This window comes from Neolewinella marina, assembly GCF_002631205.1.
GTDB lineage: Bacteria > Bacteroidota > Bacteroidia > Chitinophagales > Saprospiraceae > Neolewinella > Neolewinella marina.
The window spans coordinates 406,507-428,992 of the sequence record NZ_PDLO01000002.1 but is presented as its reverse complement, the minus strand read 5'-3'; the positions used below and the strand labels follow the sequence as shown (position 1 = coordinate 428,992).

Here is a 22,486-nt window from a genome sequence, read left to right as displayed (position 1 = left end):
CCTTGCTGCGGTCGGAACTGGGGGCGATGGGGGACGGCGGTTGGTCAGCAGCTACTGGGGTGAACGGGAAGGTAAAGCCAGGGGGGCGGCATCCAGCAGGCCCTGCAGGGTGGTGGGGTCGATCTGCGGCAGTTCCGGTAGACGAGCGAGCACGGGGGCCCCGGAAAGCTGAGTAATGATGCGCTCCGACTCGGGGTTTTCCCCTCCGCTGAAGACGATGCCCGCCAGTTCCATCCCCCGGCCCTTCAGCACTTCGAGGCTCAACAGGGTATGGTTGATGCTGCCGAGGTAATGTCGGGAAACCAGGATTACCGGCAGTCCGAGGCGGGCGGCCAGGTCGATCATGCAGTCGGTTTCGTTCAGGGGGACGAGCAGGCCGCCGGCCCCTTCCACCAGCAGGGGGCGCCCGGTGGGTTCGGGCAGCCGGAAGTCGTCGAGCTCGATGGATAGTCCGTCGAGGTGGGCAGCGTAGTGCGGACTGGCCGGGGTACGCAGACGGTAGCGCTCGGGGTGGTACCGATCGGCGGGCAGCCCGGTCCACTGCCGTACCCGGTCGCGGTCGCCGAAGTCCAGGTCGCCGGCCTGCACCGGCTTCCAGTAGTCGGCCCCGAGGGCGAGCTGGAGGTAGGCACTGGCTACCGTTTTTCCGACTTCGGTACCGATGCCGCTGACGAAGTAGGCGGGCTGACTCATACGACGGGTTCGCGGGTTTCGGCCCGGATCATGGACGCCAGGGCGTTGATCCAGCGTGGGTCATCGTTGAGGCTGGGCACCAGGTCGATGCGCTCTCCGCCCCATTTCTGGAACTCCTCCTGGTACTCCACCCCGATTTCGATGGTGGTCTCCAGGCAGTCGGCTACGAAGGCCGGACTAAAGCAAAGGATTTTCTTTGCGCCCCGCTCCTTGGCCCATTCTTCCAGGACGTCGATGGTGTACGGCTTGGCCCAGTCGTCGAAACCCAGCCGGCTCTGGAAGCTGGTGGTGTAGCGGTCGGGGGTGAAGCCCAACTCCTCGGCGATGGCGCGGGTAGTGGCGTGGCACTGGGCACTGTAACAGAACTGATTGACCCGGGAGATGCTGTTGCAGCAGCCCTCTACCACGTAACAGTGGTTGCAGTCGTCGGCCTTTTTCAGCTGCCGCTGGGGCAGTCCGTGGTAGCTGAAGACCACGTGGTCGTACTGGTCCAGGTCACCCAGGTCGCGGGCGTTGTCGGCAAACACCCGGATCAGCTCGGGCTGCTCGTAGTAGGAGTTGACGAACTGTACCGGAGGGATGGTCTGCCGCCGGGAGAGGACGCGCATGACCTCCTGGTGTACCGAGCCCGTAGTGGCACTGGCGTACTGGGGGAAGAGCGGAAACACCAGGATACCCGATACCTGCTCGGCGAGCAATTCGTCCAGGGCGGATTCGATGCTGGGGTTTTGGTAACGCATGGCCAGGCGGACGCTGTAGTCTTCGCCCAGGGCCCCGGCCACCCGTTCCGTAACCACTTCACCATAATACTTCAGGGGACTGCCGTTTTCCGTCCAGAGTTCCTGGTACAACTTGGTGGAGCCCCCGGCCTTGAAGGGGTTCACGATTCCGGAGCGCACCGGCGCAATGATGCCGCGCACCAGCAATTGCTGGGCCACACCGGGGAGGTTGTCGATTACCCGGGGGTCCGTCAGGAACTCCCCGAGGTAGCGGTTGACGGCCGACGGGGTAGGGGCATCGGGGGTGCCGAGGTTGACGAGCAGCACGCCCTGTTTACCGTAGTGCGACTGGAGGGCCATAGCGAGAGCAATTTATGGGTATGAGCTACTAACCCCGCAGCCGGCTTTCGGTTGTATGCCCAAAAGATCCATGGCATTATCTCTCCGCGCCTGGCGCCTCATCCTGTTGGTCACCTTCCTGCTGGTTCCCCTGGCCAATTACCTGCCCATTTTACTCTACGTGCCCCAGGACCAGTTCACCGACGGTACGGACACCCGGGTGGACGCGGCGGGATACGCCTTCAGCATCTGGGGGGTGATCTTCACCGGGATGATCCTCTTTGCGGCCCTGCAGTTGCGGGTGGCCGCGGCGGATGAGCACCTGCGGCGGGCCTACCGTTTTCTGGTGGTGGCCGGCCTGGCCAGTATAGCCTTCGTGCCCATCAGCTTCGGCAGCAATTACCTGTGGGGGGCGGTCGACCTGCTCTGGCACCTGCTGGCCCTCATCGGGGCCTACACGGCACTGCGGGCCCACGTGCGCGTGGCGGGGCGGCCCCAATACGGCTGGACCTATTTCGCGCCGTCGCTTTATCTGGGATGGATCAGTGCCGCCACGGTCATCTCCCTGGCCCTGGCTTTACAGCAGGTAGGCGTGGATTTCCCGCCAGACACCGCCGTATGGATTGCAACCGCCCTGGTCGTCGTGCTGACCCTACTGGGGGTGTTTTTGGGCGGCCGCAGCGATGGCTTTTATGGCTTCACCGTGGCCTGGGCCCTGGTAGCCATCGCCGTGGAGCAACGGGATGCCGCTCCCATTTTCTGGGCGGGGCTCGCGGGTGCCGGGGTACTGGCGATCCAGGGCATATTCCGCTTGGTAGGGCAGCGGCCTTTCTTCTATGCTACCTGGCCGGGGAGCCGTTCCGCCTGAACGCCCCCCGAATTTTCACAATCTTTGTGCTTTCCCCGGCCCGCGGGCCCCGACCTCTATCCCCGTGGTAAACTCCACCGTAGCCAAGCTTCTCCTCGCTCCCGTTTCCCTGCTCTACGGCATGGGGGTTGGCTTCCGGAACTGGGCCTACCGGCGGGGCATCCTGCGGGGCATCTCCTTTTCCGTGCCGGTGATCAGCGTGGGGAACCTCTCGGTGGGCGGGGCGGGCAAGACCCCCCACATCGAATACCTGATCCGCCTGCTGAATCCCTACCTCAACCTGGCCACCCTCAGCCGGGGGTACCGCCGCAAGACCCGCGGCTTTCTGGTCGTGCGTCCCGAGATGACCGTGGAGGAAGTTGGCGATGAGCCCCTGCAGTATGCCCGCAAGTTTCCCGACGTAACCGTTACGGTAGTGGAGGAGCGGGCCTTCGGCATTCCCGAAATCGTGGGTCGCCGCCCCGATACCCAGCTGGTGCTGCTCGACGATGCCTTCCAGCACCGGGCGGTACAGCCGGGGCTCAACATCCTGCTCACCCAGTACGAGCTGCCCTTTACCCGCGACTACCTCCTGCCCAGTGGGCGGCTGCGGGAGTGGCGCAGCGGCTACGAGCGCGCCGACGTGATCATCGTGAGCAAATGCCCGCCCGACCTCGACCGCGCCGCGGCCGATGCCCTGGTGGAGGAGATCCAGCCCCTGGCACACCAGCGGGTGTTTTTCAGCTATTACGATTACGGGGCACCGTATTATATGCTCGACCCCCGCTACCGCTTGCGGATGGAGGAGGGGATCGACGTGCTGCTGATCTCGGCCATTGCGAACACGGATTACCTTTTACAGCACCTGCGCTCCGCCGCCCGCACGGTACGCAGCCTGGAGTACGCAGACCACCACTACTTCACGGGCAATGACATCAGTAACCTGCAACGCAGGTTCGCCGAAATGAGCGGCCGCCACCGGGCCATTATCACCACCGAAAAGGACGCTACCCGCCTGGAGGCCTACCGGGAGATTTTCGCAACTGAAAAGCTTCCCGTCTTCGTGCTGCCCCTGGAAGTGAAGTTCCACTTCGGGGAGGGGGCGGCCTTCGACGAACTGGTGAAGGACTACCTGCTCAATTTCCGCGCCTGATGCGGTGAATGGCCCCGGGCCCCGCGGATTATCCCTTACTTTGCAGCCCCTTACGCAACTGCTATGTCGAAGCCCTTCTTCTGGGTCCTGCACTTTATGAGCCGCTGGATGCTGCGGATCTTTTACCCGTCGATGGAAACGGAAGGCGTAGCCCATGCCAACCACCCCGGCCCCACCCTCCTCTGCGGCAACCACCCGAATACCCTGGCGGATCCCCTGATGTCGGGCATCCACCTCGACCATCAGACCTACTTCCTGGCCAACGCCGGACTGTGGCTCAATCCCGTCATGGCCTTCATCATCGACCCCTTCTGTATCCCGGTGGCCCGGCCCAAGGACAAGGAGGCCGGCGCCGACAAAGGCAGCAAGGACGAGGTGTTCAACCGGACCTTCCAGGCACTGGAATCCGGCAAGATCATGTACATCGCTCCGGAAGCCTACTCCGAACTGGAGCGCAAACTCCGCAAGGTGAAGGCCGGGGCGGCCAGCCTGGCCCTCGAGGCCGAATCGCGGAACAACTGGCGGCTCGGCGTCACCCTCCAGCCGGTGGGCATCAACTACGAAAGTCCTACCACCCCCTTCAGCCGGGTATTCGTGCGCTACGGCGAACCGATCGTGGCCGCGGAATGGCGGGAAGCGTACGAGAAAAGCCCGATGCGCGCCGTGCGCGGGCTGACCAACCTGCTCAGCGACCGGATGCAGTCGCTGCTGATCCACACCCAGAACAAGACGGAGGAACGGTGCCTGCGGCGCATCGAGCGTAGCGTACAGAACGACCGCCCCCTGTCGGTCTCGGCCCACCACTACCGAACCCAGGCGATCCTGGAATGGCTGCGTGAGGTGCCCGCCGAACGGCGGACGGAGCTTTGCGAACTGGCGGCGGAATACGACGGTCTGCTGCGGGAGACCGGTCGGTCGGACCTGCGCTTCAGCACCCACCCCCGCCGGACCTACGCTCCCGGCCTGATCCTGGCCCTGCCGTTCTTCCTTTACGGATTGCTCAATCACCTCCCCTGGATGCTGGCCATGCGGGGCATCTGGAATGCCCTGGGCATCGACCGGGGATACAAGGCCACGGTACTTACGCTGGGGTCGTGGATCCTGCTTCCCATCATCTACTTGCTGCAGACCCTCCTGTTCAACTGGGTCTACCCCGGGGGCATCGGTTGGCTGTACCTTCTGAGCCTGCCCGTTTCCGGATTGTTCGCGCTGCGCTACTGGGTCACCTACCGGCCCTTCTGGCTGGGGCGCCTGGCGGGGAAGGACAGTGCGGACGACCGGCTGCGCGAGCTCCGCAATTCCCTCATGAGCCAACTCCCACAGTGGGACGATGCCACTCCCGCCACCAGCCGGGCCACCCTGTCTTAGCGTATGGATCTGGCAATCCAAATCGGCATATTCGTAGTTGCGATCGGGGTCCTGTTGTGGTCCAGCGACCGCTTCGTGGAGTCGGCCGAGCGCATCGGCCTCTCCCTGGGCATCAGTCCCTTCATCATCGGGGTGACCATCGTGGCTTTCGGCACCTCCCTGCCGGAACTGGCCACCAGCATCGTCTCGGTACTGGAGGGGGCCAGCCAGATCGTGGTGGGCAACGTGGTGGGGTCCAACATTACGAACATTGCCCTGGTCCTGGGCCTGACGGCGGTGGTGGTGCGCAACATCGACCTGGAGTACAACCTCTGGCACATTGACATTCCCTTCCTGTGGGGTAGTGCCTTCCTGCTGTATTTCGCCGTCATGGACGCGAGCCTGTCCCTGTTCGAATGCTTCCTGTTCATCGGGGGCATCATCATTTTCCTCGGCTACAGCCTCAAGGACCAGGAGCGGCCCGCCAAGGAGGATCGACCGAGTGCCAGCGTAAAGGATTACCTGCTGCTCCTGCTGGGCGGCGGGCTGGTGAGCGTTTCCGCTACCTACGTGATCTCCTCGATCACCACCATCAGTGCAATACTGGACATTGCCCCCACCGTAATCGCGCTTTCCGCGGTGGCCGTCGGCACGAGTCTGCCCGAAGTGGCGGTCAGTCTGGCGGCGGCGCGCAAGGGCAAGGCTTCCATTGCGGTGGGCAATGCCCTGGGGTCCAACATCTTCAACACCTTCCTGGTGATGGCCATTCCGCGGTTCTTCGGTGAGCTGGTTATCCCGGACAGCATCATCACCGTTTACCTGCCCCTCATGATCGTCATGACGGTGCTGCTGGGCGTGATGAGCAACAACCGGAAGATCACTCGCTGGGAGGGCTACGTTTTACTGTTGTTTTACGCTTGGTACTTCTCGGCGATCATCCAGGAGGTGGGGTAGGGGGTTTGTAATACCGTACTGTGATACTACCCACCCTGGCTATTTCTACCCCGCCGTGACAGAATCATTTTTACCGTAATTTATCTTTGTGGCCGTTTCGACCCCATCTATGCTGCAGCATTTTCACATTCTTACGCTTACTCACCGCAATGCCAAACTCAAGGAGATCGGCGAGCTGGTGACCGCGTTTGAGGGCCAGGACGGTCTGCGCGATCGCCTCACCCGCCTGCGGGAGGAGGGGATGGTGGAGGAAGTGTTCTACGCCTCGACCTGCAACCGCCTGCTGTTGCTGTTTACCACCGACCGGAGCGTCGACGATGATTTCAAGCGGAACCTGCTGACCGAACCCATCGAGGGGCTGCAGCGCCTCCGCCACCTGTCCGGCCTGCGGGCCATCAAGCACCTCTACGAAGTGGCCGGCTCCATCGATTCCCTGGTCGTGGGGGAGCGGCAGATCCTGGGGCAGCTGCGCGAATGCCAGGAGCGCTGCCGCGAGTGGCGACTGATTGGCGACGACCTGCGCATCATCACCAACCAGGCCGTACTGGCCGCCAAGGACATTTACGCCAACACCCGCATCGGCGAGAAGTCGGTTTCCGTGGTGTCTCTATCCATGCAGGAGCTGCAGCGGTACGCACCCAGCCGGAAGTCCCGCATCCTCCTCGTAGGTGCCGGACAGACCAACGTGCTGGTCACGAAATTCCTTCGCAAGCAGGGCTACAGCAACGTCACCGTAGCGAACCGTACCCCCGAGCGGGCCCGGCAGCTGGCCGCGGGCTTCGAGAACGGCCAGGCCATTCGCCTGGACGAACTGCACACCTACACCGGTGGGTTCGACGTACTCTTCGTCTGTACCGCGGCCTCGGAGGCAACCGTTACCCCGGAGCGCTTCGCGGCTTTGCTGGCCGGAGAGTCGCCCGTGGGTAAAATCGTAGTCGACCTCGGCGTTCCCGCCGACGTCGCCGAGGAAACGGTGCGCGGCTACGACTTCACCTACATCTCCATCGAGCACCTGCGCAGCCTGGCCGAAGAGAATATGGACTTCCGCCGCCGGGAAATCGAAGTGGCCCAGTCGATCATCGCCCGCCACCTCACCGAAACGGAAACCATTTATCAGACCCGCCTCATTGAGCGCGCCATGTCGGAGGTACCCCAGCGCATCAAGCAGATCCGCCACACCGCCGTCAACAAGATTTTCCGCAAGGAACTCGCCGATCTTGACCCCGAAACCCGCGAACTCATGGACCGCATGATGCTGTACATGGAGAAGCGGTGTATTGGCATCCCCATGCAGGCAGCCCGGGAGGCGGTAGTGCGGTGATCCCCGGTCCGCTGGTTTCCATTTGTATTTCTACCTGAAGCTTTCCACCCGAATCAAGCCCCCTTCCTACGGCTCCTTCACCGAGCCTCCCATTACACCCACGCCAGAGTGGCGCAGGCAGGGCCTAGCGCAGTACGTTGCAGGTAAGCAGTAAGGTAGTGTTCCCCTAAGCCAGTTGCCGGTTCTCCTCGAACTGCCGGCGGATGACGTCCTGGACGGAAACGTCTTCGATCTTGGCCTGCAGCCAGCTCGGGATGTCGAGGTAGGTGAAGGGGCGGGATTCGAAGGGCTTCTTGGCCACTTCGTCGAGGCGGCTTTTCAGCTCGATGAATTCATCGCGCAGGTCTTCTTCCCGGATGCGCGGGATGCGGCGCAGGAAGCGGAAGATGATTTGCTGGATCTCCTGGAGGTGCTCGACCTTGGAGAGGAAGCGGTACACGCTCTTCACCTGGTACTCCACCAACTGGACGTTACCCATCTCGAAATGGCAGATGAGGCTCAGTATCCGGGCGTAGGCCTGGATGTCGGAGCGGTAGTTCGGGCTGCGCTGGTTGATGATGAGGTTGAGGTAGTCGATGGCCGTATCGTTGTCTCCGGCCCCGAAGTACAGGCAGGCGATGCGGTAGTAGAAGACCATGTGGCGGTGGTCGTCCCAGTTGTAGCGGTTGTCCTCGATCACTTCCATGATCTGGGGCACCAGTCCGAGCCCCTGGCTGAAGGTGCCCTCCATGTAGTGGCGGCGGATCTGGTGGTCGAACTGGTAGAGGTGGTACAGTCCGGCCACGTTCACGTTGTTGGTGAGGTCGAACTGGTGGGGGAAGAGATCCAGGCTCTGCAGCTCGGCGATGAATTTATCGTACTGCCACATGTTGAAGAGGGTCGCCAGGTGGTTGTGCAGCCCTTTCAGGTACAGGGGGGCGTTGACCTCGATCATTTTGGGGTTTTCCCGGAAGAGGTCGACCCACCGCTGGGTGTAGCGGTAGCAAAGGGGGTACTCCTGGCGGATGAGGTGCATCCAGGTGTAGCTCTGGCAGTAGTAGATCTTGCCCCAGAAATCCAGGTCCTCGAAGTCTACCTGCGGGAGGTTGTCGTGGAAAAACTTGCCAACGGCCTCGTACTCGGCCTCGTTGCTTACCTGCCCCTCGTTGAGCCAGTGGCCGTACAGCCGCAGCGAGAGGTTGCTGAAGGCATTGGTCGCGTCAATCTTGCGGGTCAGGGTCTCGCACTCCCGACTCAGTTGCTCGGCGCGGCCTTCGAGGCTGCGGGTGATGTACTGCCCCTCGATGAGCTTTTCAAACTGGGCGGTTTCCAGGGCGATGGTGTGGGATTCGATCTCTCGGGCCCGCTTCTTGGTCTTGTCGAGAATGTCGAGCGCCTGTCGGTACAGTCCTTTATTATAGAGGATGCGCGCGTAGTCGAGGTTCTCGCGCAGGGTGATTTCGTCGTCCTTGTTGCGGTTGAGCAGGCGCAAACTGGTCAGCAACTGCTTGTACAGGTGAGCCTTGAGGTTGCTCAGCTGAGACTTTTTTATACCTTCGATCCGCTTAAGCAGGTACGCCTCGTCGTATTCTCCGGTGCGCTCGAGGATGTCGAACAGCTGCAGGAAGAGGATCTCCGAATTGGACTGCTGGTTGCGCTTGACGAACAGTCGGAAGTGCCGTTTCTCGGCACGGTTCAGGGAAGCCACCAGTTTGAGTAAGTCGTCGGTCTTCTGCTTAGGCATTGTATAAACTGTTTCAGTAAGTTACTGGTAAGGAGCGAGTTGTAAAACTTTCGCTTCGGCACCCACGTAACATTTCAATAGATTAAGTAAACTGACCGTCCCCCGAATCTGCCGGGTAAACGTTATTTTTATGAGATCGACTACTTGCTGTAACAATAAGCCCTAAAGATATAATAAGACCAATCAACTGGCCCGATCAGGTATGAACACGAACCAAGTACACATTTTCGACACCACCCTGCGCGACGGCGAGCAGGTCCCCGGCTGCAAGCTGGATACGAAACAGAAGGTCATCATCGCCAAGCAACTGGAACTGCTGGGAGTCGACGTGATCGAGGCCGGCTTCCCCATCTCCAGCCCCGGAGATTTCCGCTCGGTGGCCGAAATCGGCAAGGCCGTCAAGGACGTTATCGTCTGTGGCCTGACCCGCGCCGTCATGAAAGACATCGACGTGGCCGCCGAGGCCCTGCAGACCGCCCAGCGGCCCCGCATCCATACCGGCATCGGCGTTAGCGACAGCCACATCCAGTACAAGCTGCGGACCACCCCCGAGAAGATCATCGAGCGGGCCGTAGCCGCTGTAAAGCACGCCAAGACCTACGTAGAGGACGTAGAGTTCTACGCCGAGGACGCCGGCCGTGCCGACAACGAATTCCTGGCCCGCGTCATCCAGGCCGTGGTCGACGCCGGAGCCACCGTGCTGAACATCCCGGACACCACCGGTTACTGCCTGCCCCAGGAGTACGGCGCCAAGATCGCCTACCTGCGCGACAACGTTAACGGTATCCACAACTGCATCCTGAGCACCCACTGCCACAACGACCTGGGCCTGGCTACCGCCAATTCCATCGCCGGCATCCAGAACGGGGCCCGGCAGATCGAATGTACCATCAACGGCATCGGCGAACGTGCCGGCAACACCTCCCTGGAGGAGGTGGTGATGATCATGCGGCAGCACCCCTCCCTGGGGCTGTACACCAACGTTAATTCCAAGCTGCTGCTCGAAACCAGCCACATGGTCAGCGAAAGCATGGGCATGATGGTGCAGCCGAACAAGGCCATCGTCGGCGACAACGCCTTTGCCCACAGCTCGGGCATCCACCAGGATGGCGTGATCAAACGGCGCGATACCTACGAAATCATCGACCCCGCCGAGGTGGGCGTCGACCAGTCCAAGATCGTCCTGACCGCCCGCAGCGGACGGGCGGCCCTGGCCTACCGCTTCAAGAACCTTGGCTACAACCTGACCAAGGTGCAGCTCGATGAAGTGTACCAGGAATTCCTCAGCATCGCCGACGAAAAGAAGGAGGTGGAGGACTCCGACCTCGAACAACTGATGAAGGGCGTAGCCGCCTAGGCACCCCCGAACGCGGCTTTTCCGATCGGGAGGGATGAACTTGTCCCCGGCGGTGGGACTTCCTACACCACTGCAGATCGTGAACCGTGAACCGTACCCTGCGCATCCTGTGGGTAGGCCTGCTGGCGTGTACGCTGGCGGGGTGCTACCGGATCCTGCCGTCGAAGGGCGGGGGACAACTGGCTGATCCGCCCGAACGGCGGTTCACGGAACCTGCGCACGTACGCCTGCCGGAAGGATACCGCATCGAGGTGGTCGCGGAAGGGCTTACCTACCCCACGGCCATTACCTTCGACGAAGCCGGAACCCCCTACGTCGTGGAAGCGGGTTACGCTTACGGGGAAGTGTTCCTCGAACCCCGGCTGCTGCGCATCGACCCCACCGCCGGACTGATGCCCGTTTACACCGGCTCCCGGAACGGTCCGTGGAACGGAGTGACTTTTCACCAGGGCTACTTCTACGTGGCCGAAGGCGGACAGCTGGAAGGGGGAAGGATCCTCCGGATCAGCCAGGACGGGGCGGTTGAGGTGTTGGTGGATAACCTCCCCAGCCGAGGCGACCACCATACCAACGGCCCGCTGATCCAAAACGGCTACCTGTATTTCGGGCAGGGAACGGCTACCAATGCCGGAGTGGTCGGGAACGACAACGCCGACTACGGCTGGCTGCAGCGTTTTCCCGACTTTCACGACGTACCCTGCGCGGACATTACCGTGACCGGGCATAACTATACCACCGACAACGTCCTCACCGCGGATCCCAACGATCGGGCGGTTACGGGGCCCTACAGCCCGTACAACCAGTCGGTGGAAGCCGGGCAGCTCATTCCAGGTGCAGTACCCTGCAACGGAGCCATCCTGCGCGTCCCATTGACCGGGGGCAAACCAGAGGTCGTCGCGTGGGGGGTGCGTAATCCCTACGGACTGGCCTTTTCACCCGATGGGGAATTGTACGTTACCGATAACCTGTACGACGTCCGCGGCAGCCGACCCATCTGGGGCACCGGGGATTTGCTGTGGAAAATCGAAGCGGGCCAGTGGTACGGCTGGCCGGATTTTTACAAGGGTATCCCCGTCGAGCGGCTGGAATTTCCCGGTGGGCAGGCCCGCCAGCCCGTCCTGCAAAATCACCCGAATAAGCCCCCGCCCGCCGTGGCGAGCTTCGGAGTGCACGCATCGGCCTGCGGCCTGGATTTTGCGCGGGGAGCGGCTTTCGGTTTTCCCGGCCAGGCCTTCGTTGCCCAATTTGGCGACCTGGCCCCCGCGGTGGGCAAGGTGCTGGCCCCGGTAGGGTACCAGATAGCTCGGGTGAATGTCCAGACGGGAGTAGTGGAGCCCTTTGCGATCAACCAGGGCAAAAAACACGGGCCCGCGAGTTACCTGCGGTCGGGAGGGTTCGAGCGGCCGATTGATGTACAGTTTGATCCATCAGGAAATGCACTCTACGTGGTAGATTTCGGAACCGTGACGATGAATGGCAGTAAACCGGTTCCCCAGCCCGGTACGGGGGTGGTGTGGCGCATCAGTCGGGAAGAATGAAGAACCTCAAAAGCAAGGTTGGCCTGCTGGTGTTCTGCCTGTTTTGGGGGCTCGGCTGTGGGACGCCACGACTGCAGGTGCCGGGGAATGCCTTTGAGATGCCCACCGCCGACCTGGAAAGCGGTCGGATTTTGTTCAACGAAAAGTGTGCCTCTTGCCACCCCGCGGGCCGGGCCGGGGTAGGGCCTTCCATCGTAAACAAACCCCTCCCGAAGTTCCTCATACGCTTCCAGGTACGCCACGGCCTGGGGGTGATGCCGGCCTTCCCTGAGCAAATCCTTTCCGATACCGAAGTGCGACAGATCGCAGACTACCTGGCGTGGCTGCGGCGGCCATCCTTAGCCACCGTGGATCAGGAGTAGTTTGTCGCTGTGCTACCTCCGGCGGAAGCCGCCGGGGCCGGCCGCCCGTATTATCTTTGGCGGATAAAGTAATAGATCATCATGCCCACCCTCTTTGATAAAGTTTGGGACGCCCACGTCGTGACCTCCGTACCCGGCGGTGCCCAGGTCCTCTACATCGACAAACACCTCATACACGAGGTGACCAGCCCCCAGGCCTTCAACGGACTGCGGCAGCGGGGCATTCCCATCTTCCGCCGCGACCGTATCGTGGCGACCGCCGACCACAACGTTCCCACCAAGGACCAGGACAAGCCCATTGCCGAGCCACTCAGCCGCAAGCAGGTGAATATGCTTACCTCCAACTGTGAGGAGTTCGGGGTAGAGCTCTACGGCCTGGGCCACCCTTACCAGGGCATCGTCCACGTAATCGGACCCGAACTCGGCATCACCCGCCCGGGCATCACCTTGGTATGCGGCGACAGCCACACCAGTACCCACGGGGCCTTCGGCGCCATTGCCTTTGGCATCGGTACCAGCCAGGTCGAGCAGGTGATGGCCACCCAGTGCGTGCTGATGGAGAAGCCGAAGAAGATGCGCATCAGCGTCGACGGTGAACTTCAGCCCGGCGTAACGGCCAAGGATATCATCCTCTACGTCATTTCCCGCCTCGGCACCGGCGGCGGCACCGGCCACTTCGTGGAGTACGCCGGCACGGCCATCCAGGGACTGAGCATGGAAGGTCGGATGACGATCTGCAACATGAGCATCGAGATGGGTGCCCGCGGTGGACTTATCGCACCGGACGACACCACCTTCGACTACATGAAGGGGCGGGAGTTTGCGCCCCAGGGGGCCGACTGGGACGCCGCGGTGGAGTACTGGCGTACCCTCCCCACCGACACCGATGCCACCTTCGACAGCGAGTACCACTTCCGCGCCGAGGACATTCCGCCCATGATCACCTACGGGACCAACCCGGGTATGGGTATGGGCGTGACCGAGCGCATCCCGACCGAAAGTGAGATCCACGGACAGGCCACCCTGAAAAAGTCCATGGAGTACATGGGGCTTGAACTGGGTAACAAGATGGAGGGGATGCCGATCGACTATGTATTCATCGGCTCCTGCACCAACAGCCGGATCGAGGACCTGCGCCTGGCTGCCGGACTGATCAAGGGCAAAAAGGTCCATGAGAACGTCACGGGCATCGTTGTCCCTGGCTCCCAACAGGTAGCCCGGCAGGCGATTGCCGAGGGGCTTGACCGCATCTTCACCGACGCCGGCTTTGAATTCCGAGGCGCCGGCTGCTCGGCCTGTCTGGGCATGAACGAAGACAAGATCCCGGCGGGCCGCTACTGCGTATCCACCTCCAACCGCAATTTCGAGGGCCGGCAGGGCCCCGGGGCCCGCACCATCCTGGCCAGTCCGCTCACGGCGGCGGCGGCGGCGGTGAGCGGATGGATTGTAGATGTACGGAAACTGAATTAATGTACCATTTACCAGGTACCATGTCCAATTTACAATTGTCGCTGCCGATTGTGATCCAGCACAAACGCGATGTAGGGCAATCCAGACCAGGAATTGCAAACATTTTGTTTGTAAATTGGGGGAAATTGCCTAAGTTCGTTAGTGCACCCATAATGAATGGAAAATGAACGCTGACGACTTAGAGCTCCGGTTGGTAAAATTCGGGGTACGCTGTACCATGCTTTGCCGCGCCCTACCCATTGAGGAATACTACGATGCCAAACATGTCGCAAATCAGTTGCTGCGCTCGGGGACACACGCCGGATTCCACTATCCGGAAGCACGGTCTGCTGAGTCCCGGCGAGACTTTTTACATAAATTGAAGGTCCTTCTGAAAGAGCTGAGGGAAGCCCGGGCTGAGTTGCGGTATGTTTACCACATGAATTACGTCGCCCCGCACAGGGTGACACCATTGCTAAAGGAAGCTTCGGAACTAATCGCCATTTTCATGGCCACTACAAAAAAGCTTTCCAGGCCGAATGAGCAGGCTGCTTGAGGTCTACTGGGAATCGATAAGTCAGGATTGGTGCTTAAAGACCCTTCAGTAGAAAATTTGAACCTGCCATCGGTTTTCTGAACTGCCAGGTTACACCAAATTGTACATGGTACTTGGTAAATTGTAAATTTTAACGCTACATGCAACCCTTCAAAAAACTGACCTCCACCGCCGTTCCGCTGCCCATCGAGGACGTGGATACAGACCAGATCATTCCGGCCCGCTTTCTCAAGGCGACTACCCGGGAGGGATTCGGGGAGAACCTGTTCCGCGACTGGCGGTACGACAAGCTGAATCATCCCCGGGAGGACTTTGTTCTGAACAGTCCGGCCTATTCCGGGGAGATCCTGGTCGCGGGGGCCAACTTCGGCTGCGGATCGAGCCGGGAGCACGCCGCCTGGGCGATCTATGACTACGGTTTCAAGGCGGTGGTTTCCAGCTACTTCGCTGACATTTTCAAGGGCAATGCCCTCAACAACGGGCTGCTGCCGGTGACGGTGAGTCCCCAGGTGCTGGACGAGATCTTCCGCACCATTGAGGGCAATCCCGCCGCCCGCTTCACCATCGACCTGGAGGCCCAGACCTTCACCAACGAAGAGACGGGTACCTCCACCCACTTCGACATCGACGAATACAAAAAGACCTGCCTGATCAACGGCTACGACGACATCGACTTCCTGCTCAGCCAGCGGGAGAAGATCGAGGCATTCGAAGCCCAGCGGGAAGAACATTAGACCCCATTAACGTGAGCAACTTCAATATCGCCGTCCTGGACGGAGACGGGATCGGACCCGAAGTCATCGCCGAGGCCATCAAGGTTCTCGACGTCATCAGCAAGAAATTCAATCACCACTTCGAGTATACCTACGCCCCCGTAGGCGCGGTAGCTATCGACCAGACCGGCGATCCGCTACCGGAGGAAACCCTTGCCCTCTGCAAGCGGTCGGACGCCCTGCTGTTTGGCGCCATCGGACACCCCCGGTTCGACAACGACCCTTCGGCCAAGGTGCGCCCTGAACAGGGTTTGCTGAAACTGCGCAAGGAACTTGGCCTGTTTGCCAACCTGCGCCCCGTGGCCGGCTACGACGAACTGGTGGACCTGAGCCCCCTGCGGCCGGAACGGATCCGCGGGGTAGATATGCTCATCGTCCGGGAGCTGACCGGCGGAATCTACTTCGGGGAAAAGGGGCGTAAGGACGACGGCAATACCGCCTACGACACCTGCACCTATACCCGGCTGGAGATCGAGCGGATCGTGAAGATGGCCTTCAACGAGGCCCGCGCCCGCCGGGGCAAGCTTACCCTGGTCGACAAGGCCAACGTTATGGAGAGCAGCCGGCTGTGGCGGGAAATCACCCGCGAACTGGCCCGCGAAAACGAAGACGTGGAGTTGAACTTCATGTTCGTGGACAATGCGGCCATGCAGCTGATCCTGAACCCCGCCCAGTTCGACGTCATCGTGACCAGCAATATGTTCGGGGATATCCTCTCCGACGCCTCCAGTGTACTGGCCGGCTCCCTGGGACTGCTGCCCTCCAGCAGCGTGGGATCCACCGTGGGCATGTTCGAACCCATCCACGGCTCCTGGCCGGAGGGTGCCGGACAGGACCGCGCCAACCCCGTGGCGGCCATTCTTTCGGCCGGCATGATGCTCGACCACCTGGAACTGCGGGAGGAAGCCAACGCCCTGCGCCTGGCCGTCAACCGCACCCTGGCCGAAGGAGTAGGTACCGAAGACCTCCGCCCGCGCGAGCAGCTCGGCACCCGCGCGTTTGGCGACCGGATTGCCGCGGCGGTCTAGTAGTGGTCCCGCCACCACATGCAAGCGCCCGTTTCTTCTTTAAGGAACGGGCGCTTTTTTGTATGGTTGAAGAGGAATATTGTCGATCAGAAATGGCGGGTAATCTCGCCCCAGGCAAGGTGTACTGCGAATGAAAGCGACCTTATTCCACTAATTATATCGAGTCCTCCTAGTGGTTAAGTTTTCAGGATCAGCCGCAAATGCCCCAGGTGGTGATCTCCGTGCCAGGCATAGTGGGCGGCCAGGGTATCCAGGTGGTAGGTAATGCCGCTGCCGGGGTGGTAAGCGGTACGGGCCCACTGTTCGTCGGTACACTGCGACAGCAGCACCGCAAGGCGGAGGTGGATGCCCCTCAGCATCTCCACGCTGGCCTGTACGGGTACGGCCATCACGTCCGGCAGCTCGCTCCAGGCCTCCTGGTTGTAGGGGACCAGGGTAGGGTGGTCTTCGACCAAGGTGACCTTGTGGCGGCGGTAGGCGTGCAGGTGGCTGTCGGCCAGGTGGTGGATGACCTGCTGGGCCGTCCATCCGCCGGGGCGGTAGGGCGTATCGAGAAGGTCACGGTCGTGCAGCTCCCGGGCCAGCCGTTCCAGTTGCTCGGGCAGGGCACCGATGCGCTTGACGGATTCCATGCGGGCGGCTGCGTCACCGTGGACGGGTGGGGCCGGCCGGCCAATGGGGTATTGCAGGGATTCCATATGTTGATTTTGGGTGGCCGGTGCCGGTAAGGAAAGAAGCTAAACTAGATGATTTCGGCGGTACGGAGCACCTGGACGATCTCCGACATAAGGTCCCGCTTCTTGCGGCCGGGGGCGTAGACGAATCCGTCGACCAGGACCAGCTGATTGTTGGTGGTGTCGTTCAGCAGGTAGGACACGAAGGGCCCGGCCAGGAAGTCGTTCTCAATCTCCCAGATGCCCCGGCCCTCGATGGCGAAGGCCCCGTTGAGCTGGGTGGCTTCGGTGAAGAGGGGCAGGTCCTCGTCGTTGATGCGCATGTAGGTATTCGCGATGGTGGAGCTGACGTACTCCTTGCCGATGCGGTCGCGGATGGCCTTGAGGCCCTCCTTCGACAGCTGGGATTCATCCTCGTAGGGGGCCTTGGTAACCATGATGTTCATGCTGGCGCCCTGTACCTCGCGGCGGAGCCACACTACGTCGTCCGCGTTCAATGGCACCCGGGTGTAGCCGCCGGGCACATCAAGGGAAACCCCCAGTTCGTCGCGGATGGTATCACTGAGCCGGCGGTTGACGCCCTGGAAATAGGTCGTTACCCGGAGCCGCTCGTCCTCCCCTTCCTGGAGGCGGTTCACGATTCCGGGGTGGGCCTGGCCGAGGCCAGTGAGGAGCTGGTCGTGGGTAGTGCCTACCACGTAGATCAGTTGCTGGCCGGTGGCCCACTTGTTTTTGGCCACGGCGGTACCGAAGCCGTTGTCCCGGATCTCCTGCAGCTTGGCGTCGTTGAGGTCCTGGAGGGCCATCTGGGTGGTGGGGCTGTCCTTGTCGCTGAGGTCGGCCAGTACGACGTAGTTGCGCAGCTGACCCCAGGTGGGCTCGGCTTCCACCCGTTCGGGTTCGATGAAGCGGACGTCGAAGATGGGTTCGGGCTGGGGGAGGAGGATGTAGGGCGCTTCAAAGAAGTAAGCCACGGAATCGCCCACGCCAGCCTCCCACGTACTGCTGTCGGCGATCACTACCAGGCTGTTGATCTGACCGAAGGCCGAGGGCGTTGGCTGTAGGGTACGCTGTACGTCCTCCGTGCAGGCGGAGAGGAAAAACAGGAAAAGCAGTGAAAGGGAAAAAAGCAGGGAAAAGCGTCGGCTCATGGATTACGTGGTTCTGTCCTTGGAACAGATGTCACCGCCGCGGGTTTTGACGGGTGGCCCGGCGGATATTGTCGCCTAGAGCTCGAGATCATTGATGGCCTGCCAGACCAGCCCCGACTCGTAGCCGCGTTTCACCAGGTAATCGGCCAGCCGCCGCCGCCGCAGGTAGGGGTGTTGCCCGGGCTTTTCCGCGGCGTTGCGGCGCTCGAGTTCCCGGCAGAGGGTATCGTAGTACTCGGCTTCGTCGATCTCCGTCATCGCTTTCTTGATGCAGTAGGCGCTGATTTTGCGCTGCTTGAGCTCGTTGCGGATCCGGTAGCGCCCCCAACGCTTCATCTTGAACTTCCCCCGGGCGTAGGAGCGGGCGAAGCGCTCTTCGTCCAGGTATTTGTCGCGGATCAGCTCGACGATGATCTCCTCGGCGGGTGGGCCGCCGTACCCGAGTTCGTACAGCTTGTCCCGGGCTTCCTGGTGGCAGCGATCCTGGTAGGCACAGTAGTGCTGCAGGGCCTCCAGGGCCTGTTCCGCCGTATACACCACCTTTTTTTCGGGATAAGCCAGGATGAAACTATTTGTGGTAAAAATACGGAAGGAATATGGTATTCCCTAATCCCCGCCAGATAGGCCACCCTCACCGTGAACCGGTTGGGGCGAAGCGGGCTTTCCTATCTTCGCCCGCCAAAATCCCCCAACCCAATGGATATACGTGAACTCTGGGAAAATTACGAGCCCATTCTCTTACAGATTGGCCTGACGGTACTGGCCGCGGTCTTCCTGCTGGTCGTCGGCTTCTGGCTGATCAACTGGCTGGCGCGTCAGCTGAACCACCTGATGGACAAGCGAAACGTTGACATCAGTGTTTCCGGCTTCCTGACCAGCTTCATCAAGATCGGGCTCAAGGTGTTGCTGTTGCTTTCCATTGCCGGGATGTTCGGGGTGGAAACTACCTCCTTCATTGCCATCCTCTCCGCCCTGTCGCTGGCGGTCGGCCTGGCGCTGCAGGGTAACCTGGGGCACTTCGCCAGCGGCATCCTGCTGCTCACCTTCCGCCCCTTCAAGGTCGGCGACGTCATTGCCACGAACGGGTTTACGGCCACGGTGAAGGAGATTACGGTCTTCCATACCATCCTCAATGCGGTCGACAACCGGCTCATCATCATCCCGAATGGCAAGGTGATGGGCAACGCCATTGAAAACTACACCGCCCAGGGCGTGCGCCGCCTCGACCTGACCTTCGGCATCGGCTACGGAGACGACATCGACAAGGCCCGCGCCGTCATCACCAAAACCGTAGAGGAAACCCCGGGTATCCTCCTGGATCGCGGTGTCGATATTTTCGTACGCACCCTGAACGACAGCAGCGTTGACCTGGCCTGCCGCGCCTGGGCCGAGAACCCCAATTACTGGGCCGCCCTGATCCACCTCAACGAACAGGTGAAAAAAGCCTTCGACCGGGAGGGCATCAGCATTCCCTTCCCCCAGCGCGACGTCCACATCAAGCGGTCCGACGCCGTAGCCTAGCCGGCAGCGGCCCTATTTGAAATACTTCAGCCGCCGCACCTCCTCCTCGGTCAGGTAGCGGTAGAACCCCCGGGGCAGGGCCTTCTTGGTCAGCCCCGCTAGGTAGGTGCGGTCCAGTTTCTCGACCGTGTAGCCCAGGTGTTCGAAAGCCCGGCGTACGATGCGGTTGCGGCCGCTGTGGATTTGCAGGCTCACCGTCATGGGGTCGTCTTCGCGGGCGAAGCGGGCCCAGTCGGCCTGGAAGGGGCCGTCGTCGAGGTCGAAGCCGGCCGATAGCTTCGCCAGGTCCAGGGTATTGAAGGGCTTGTCCAGGGTAGCCTCGTAGATCTTGGCCGTTTCGAAGCGGGGGTGGGTGAGCCGGGTGGTGACGTCTCCGTCGTTGGTGATGAGCAGCAGGCCGGTGGTGTCGCGGTCGAGGCGGCCCACCGGGAACAGCCGCATGCCCTTCAGGGCCGGTTCGTCGAGCAGGTCCATCACGGTGGTACGGTCGTGTTCGTCGTTGGTGGTGGTGATCACGTTCCGCGGCTTGTTCAGCAGCAGGTAGACGAAGCGCTCGGAAGGAGCGACGACTTCACCGTTGTATTCCACCACGTCGCCTTCCTGGATCTGGTAGGCGGGGTTGTCGAGCACCTCGCCGTTCACCTTCACCTTGCCGGCCTTGACCATGTCGCCGGCCGTGCGGCGGCTGGCCACCCCGGCGTGGGCGATGTACTTGTTGAGCCGCATGCCCACCACTTCACCGGCGGGCCGGTCTAGCCCCGGGGGGCGGCCGGAGTTGCGGGCCTGGGAGCGTTGGAAACGGCGGGGACTTTTCATAACGGATGGTTAGGTACAGGGGGCTGGGAAACACAAATATCCGGCGAATTGCGGTAGGGTACCCTTGCCCTACGGCGAACCGAGTTCGGGGGCGGGTGTTTGCAAGGCATGTTTCATACCATGAATACCCCCCCGGACCTCGACGCGGCCCTTGCGGCCAGCCATGAGCAACCCATCGTCATCTTCAAGCACAGCAACAACTGCCCGTTCAGCGCCCGGGCGCAGGAGCAGGTGGCCAACGCCAAGCACGATCTGGAGGTCTACGGCCTGGTGGTACAGTACACCAAGGAACTTTCGGCGGCGATTGCCGAGCGGCTCGGAGTGGAGCACGCCAGCCCCCAGGCTATCGTCGTGCACGAAGGGGAAGCGGCGGCCCATTACTGGCGTTCCGAAATCCAGGAGGACACCCTCAAGGAAAAAGTAGCTAGCCTTAAGCGGTCTTGATGATTCCAGCCTCCGAACTCATCCTGCGGCCCGACGGGTCGATTTACCACCTCCATTTGCTGCCGGGCCAGGTCGCCGACACCATCATCACGGTGGGCGACCCCGAAAGGGTAGGGGAGGTGAGCCGCCGCTTTGACCGCATCGAACTGCGGGTGGAAGCCCGGGAATTCGTTACCCACACCGGCGAACTCAACGGCCAACGCCTCAGCGTAATTTCCACCGGCATCGGTACCGATAACGTGGACATCGTCCTGAACGAACTGGACGCCCTCTTCAACATTGACCTCAAACGGCGGGAAATCGCCGCCAAGCCCACCTCGCTGACCTTTTTGCGCCTGGGCACCAGCGGAGCTTTCCAGTCTGATATCCCCCTCGATTCGGTGGTGCTTTCGACCGCTAGCCTGTCGCTGGACGGCCTCCTCCCGTTCTACCCCACCACGGCAGTGGATAGCGGACTGAGCGCTGCTCTCAGCCGCCACCTGGAAGAAGCCGGCACCCCCTTGCCCACGCCCCCCACGGTAGTCCGCCCCCTGCTGCCCGACTTCCTGGTCAACCCCGACCCCGACCGCATTGCCACCGGCATCACCATGACCGCCTCGGGTTTCTATGCCTCCCAGGGGCGGGTGCTGCGGCTGCCTACCGCACTGAACGGGAGCGTGCTGGAGGCCCTGCGCAGCTTCCGTTCCGACTCCCTGCGCATCACCAACATCGAAATGGAAACCGCCGGCATCTACGCCCTGGCTACCGCCCTCGGGCACCGCTCGGCCTCCCTTTCCGCTCTTCTGGCCAACCGGGCGCAGGGCACCTTCAGCCGCCAGCCCGCCCGGACCGTTGACCAACTCATTGACTACGGCTTGTCCCTGCTCACGGGGAAGTAGCCACCGAAGGAAAAATTCCGGGAAAAAATTTCCCTTCGCAGACCACTATTCTTTTGGGTGGAAAGCCCGTTTCCCCGACTAATCTTCCGGCGGCGGAGCGCGGGTCCCACACTCGTTCGGGAAAGCCTGAAACCACCGTTTCAGCCCCGAGAGGACGCAGCCTAGTACGCTGGAAACTTTGCAACCATTCAAAGTTTCCAGCGTTTAACCGGCGTGAATGCTACCAATAAAGAAGTGTTGAAGCTTGTAGAGTCCGCCCGGGACCTCTTCATGCGCCTGGGAATCCGTAGCGTCAGCATGGACGATATCGCCCGGGAACTCGGCATCTCCAAGAAGACCCTTTACCAGACCGTTGCCAACAAGGAGGAGCTGATCCAACTGGTACTGGACCATGGGATGGAGGAGGACGTCAGGACGCTGGAGCACAACCGCACCGAATCGACCGATGCCATCGAGGAACTCCTCAACAACAGCCGCTACTTCGTCCGGCAGATGCGCAAGGTGTCGCCGACCACCATGCACGACCTGCGGAAGTACTACCCCGAAATCTTCCACGGCAAGGTGGAGGCCCACCAGCACCATTTTCTGCGGCAGGTGATGGAAAATCTGCAGCGAGGCAAGGCCGAGGGACTGTACCGGGAGGACATCGATCCGGAGGTAATTGCCAACCTCTACGTGGGGATGACCATGATGGTCGTCGACCGCGGGGTCTTTCCCGCCCTGGAGCGTCCCCTTTCGGACATTCTCTTGCAGCACTCCACCTATCACTTTTACGGCATCGTCAATGAGGCCGGTCGCCATCGCCTTCAGGAATACCTCAAGGAAGAGGAGCTCAGCTAATTA

23 protein-coding genes are annotated in these 22,486 nt (G+C 61.4%); 16 read left to right on the top strand and 7 right to left on the bottom strand.

All coding sequences use genetic code 11. The features are described 5' to 3' along the window. Positions 1-51: 51 nt before the first annotated feature. Positions 52-693, bottom strand: coding sequence for a dethiobiotin synthase (gene bioD, locus CGL56_RS07215; RefSeq protein WP_099105855.1), 642 nt, complete (start codon positions 691-693; stop codon positions 52-54). Continuing rightward, positions 690-1,772, bottom strand: coding sequence for a ferrochelatase (hemH, locus tag CGL56_RS07210; protein ID WP_099105854.1), 1,083 nt, complete (start codon positions 1,770-1,772; stop codon positions 690-692). Before hemH ends, bioD begins: the two co-directional genes overlap by 4 nt. A gap of 70 nt (positions 1,773-1,842) precedes the next feature. Between hemH and CGL56_RS07205 the strand changes: the two genes are divergently transcribed. The 5 genes from CGL56_RS07205 (at position 1,843) to hemA (ending at position 7,373) form a co-directional block, all read left to right on the top strand. Continuing rightward, a complete protein-coding gene (locus tag CGL56_RS07205) occupies positions 1,843-2,619 on the top strand; it encodes a hypothetical protein (RefSeq protein ID WP_143470648.1) in 777 nt (258 codons plus the stop codon). A 64-nt stretch (positions 2,620-2,683) separates the two neighbouring features. Continuing rightward, entirely contained in the window at positions 2,684-3,751 is a 1,068-nt protein-coding gene (gene lpxK, locus CGL56_RS07200) for a tetraacyldisaccharide 4'-kinase (protein WP_245851940.1), read from the top strand. A gap of 63 nt (positions 3,752-3,814) precedes the next feature. Beyond that, complete coding sequence (locus tag CGL56_RS07195; RefSeq protein ID WP_099105851.1) at positions 3,815-5,119, top strand: 1-acyl-sn-glycerol-3-phosphate acyltransferase; 1,305 nt, start codon at positions 3,815-3,817, stop codon at positions 5,117-5,119. Positions 5,120-5,122: 3 nt separating this feature from the next. Continuing rightward, positions 5,123-6,052 (top strand): calcium/sodium antiporter, encoded by a 930-nt coding sequence (locus CGL56_RS07190; protein WP_099105850.1) that lies wholly within the window; start codon positions 5,123-5,125, stop codon positions 6,050-6,052. Between the two features lie 109 nt (positions 6,053-6,161). Beyond that, a complete protein-coding gene (gene hemA, locus CGL56_RS07185; protein ID WP_099105849.1) occupies positions 6,162-7,373 on the top strand; it encodes a glutamyl-tRNA reductase in 1,212 nt (403 codons plus the stop codon). Positions 7,374-7,539: 166 nt separating this feature from the next. Here the strand turns inward: hemA and CGL56_RS07180 are convergent, their stop codons facing one another. Further along, entirely contained in the window at positions 7,540-9,096 is a 1,557-nt protein-coding gene (locus tag CGL56_RS07180) for a hypothetical protein (protein ID WP_099105848.1), read from the bottom strand. 202 nt (positions 9,097-9,298) lie between these two features. Between CGL56_RS07180 and CGL56_RS07175 the strand changes: the two genes are divergently transcribed. The 7 genes from CGL56_RS07175 (at position 9,299) to leuB (ending at position 16,159) form a co-directional block, all read left to right on the top strand. Next, the gene (locus CGL56_RS07175; protein ID WP_099105847.1) at positions 9,299-10,453 is read left to right on the top strand and encodes a 2-isopropylmalate synthase; all 1,155 of its coding nucleotides are present in this window, start codon (positions 9,299-9,301) and stop codon (positions 10,451-10,453) included. An 86-nt stretch (positions 10,454-10,539) separates the two neighbouring features. Then, entirely contained in the window at positions 10,540-11,991 is a 1,452-nt protein-coding gene (locus CGL56_RS07170) for a PQQ-dependent sugar dehydrogenase (protein ID WP_209280328.1), read from the top strand. Continuing rightward, positions 11,988-12,353, top strand: a complete 366-nt coding sequence (locus tag CGL56_RS07165) for a c-type cytochrome (protein ID WP_099105846.1) — start codon at positions 11,988-11,990, stop codon at positions 12,351-12,353. The genes CGL56_RS07170 and CGL56_RS07165 overlap by 4 nt, the downstream gene beginning before the upstream one ends. Positions 12,354-12,434: 81 nt before the next feature. Further along, positions 12,435-13,823, top strand: coding sequence for a 3-isopropylmalate dehydratase large subunit (gene leuC, locus CGL56_RS07160; protein ID WP_209280329.1), 1,389 nt, complete (start codon positions 12,435-12,437; stop codon positions 13,821-13,823). Between the two features lie 163 nt (positions 13,824-13,986). After that, entirely contained in the window at positions 13,987-14,358 is a 372-nt protein-coding gene (locus CGL56_RS18625; protein ID WP_099105844.1) for a four helix bundle protein, read from the top strand. A gap of 140 nt (positions 14,359-14,498) precedes the next feature. Beyond that, positions 14,499-15,092: a 3-isopropylmalate dehydratase small subunit gene (gene leuD, locus CGL56_RS07150; RefSeq protein ID WP_099105843.1), complete on the top strand. Its 594-nt coding sequence runs from the start codon at positions 14,499-14,501 to the stop codon at positions 15,090-15,092. 11 nt (positions 15,093-15,103) lie between these two features. Continuing rightward, on the top strand, positions 15,104-16,159 hold the full coding sequence (gene leuB / locus CGL56_RS07145; RefSeq protein ID WP_099105842.1) for a 3-isopropylmalate dehydrogenase: 1,056 nt from the start codon (positions 15,104-15,106) through the stop codon (positions 16,157-16,159). 176 nt (positions 16,160-16,335) lie between these two features. Here the strand turns inward: leuB and CGL56_RS07140 are convergent, their stop codons facing one another. The 3 genes from CGL56_RS07140 to CGL56_RS07130 form a co-directional block, all read right to left on the bottom strand. Then, the gene (locus CGL56_RS07140) at positions 16,336-16,857 is read right to left on the bottom strand and encodes a YfiT family bacillithiol transferase (RefSeq protein ID WP_099105841.1); all 522 of its coding nucleotides are present in this window, start codon (positions 16,855-16,857) and stop codon (positions 16,336-16,338) included. A 44-nt stretch (positions 16,858-16,901) separates the two neighbouring features. Beyond that, entirely contained in the window at positions 16,902-17,984 is a 1,083-nt protein-coding gene (locus tag CGL56_RS07135) for a DUF4837 family protein (protein WP_099105840.1), read from the bottom strand. A gap of 75 nt (positions 17,985-18,059) precedes the next feature. After that, complete coding sequence (locus tag CGL56_RS07130) at positions 18,060-18,521, bottom strand: regulatory protein RecX (RefSeq protein WP_245851937.1); 462 nt, start codon at positions 18,519-18,521, stop codon at positions 18,060-18,062. 159 nt (positions 18,522-18,680) lie between these two features. On the opposite strand from CGL56_RS07130, the gene CGL56_RS07125 reads away from it, so the two are divergent. Further along, positions 18,681-19,505 (top strand): mechanosensitive ion channel family protein, encoded by an 825-nt coding sequence (locus CGL56_RS07125; protein WP_099105838.1) that lies wholly within the window; start codon positions 18,681-18,683, stop codon positions 19,503-19,505. Positions 19,506-19,517: 12 nt separating this feature from the next. Here CGL56_RS07125 and CGL56_RS07120 read toward each other — a convergent pair whose 3' ends face one another. Beyond that, on the bottom strand, positions 19,518-20,321 hold the full coding sequence (locus CGL56_RS07120) for a pseudouridine synthase (RefSeq protein WP_099105837.1): 804 nt from the start codon (positions 20,319-20,321) through the stop codon (positions 19,518-19,520). 120 nt (positions 20,322-20,441) lie between these two features. On the opposite strand from CGL56_RS07120, the gene ytxJ reads away from it, so the two are divergent. The 3 genes from ytxJ (at position 20,442) to CGL56_RS07105 (ending at position 22,483) form a co-directional block, all read left to right on the top strand. Continuing rightward, positions 20,442-20,765, top strand: a complete 324-nt coding sequence (gene ytxJ / locus CGL56_RS07115; RefSeq protein WP_167641607.1) for a bacillithiol system redox-active protein YtxJ — start codon at positions 20,442-20,444, stop codon at positions 20,763-20,765. Beyond that, complete coding sequence (locus tag CGL56_RS07110) at positions 20,765-21,643, top strand: nucleoside phosphorylase (protein WP_245184073.1); 879 nt, start codon at positions 20,765-20,767, stop codon at positions 21,641-21,643. Before ytxJ ends, CGL56_RS07110 begins: the two co-directional genes overlap by 1 nt. A gap of 234 nt (positions 21,644-21,877) precedes the next feature. Beyond that, positions 21,878-22,483 carry a TetR/AcrR family transcriptional regulator gene (locus CGL56_RS07105; RefSeq protein WP_143470646.1) on the top strand — a complete coding sequence of 202 codons (606 nt, stop codon included), beginning with the start codon at positions 21,878-21,880 and terminating at the stop codon, positions 22,481-22,483. The last annotated feature ends 3 nt before the right edge of the window (positions 22,484-22,486 follow it).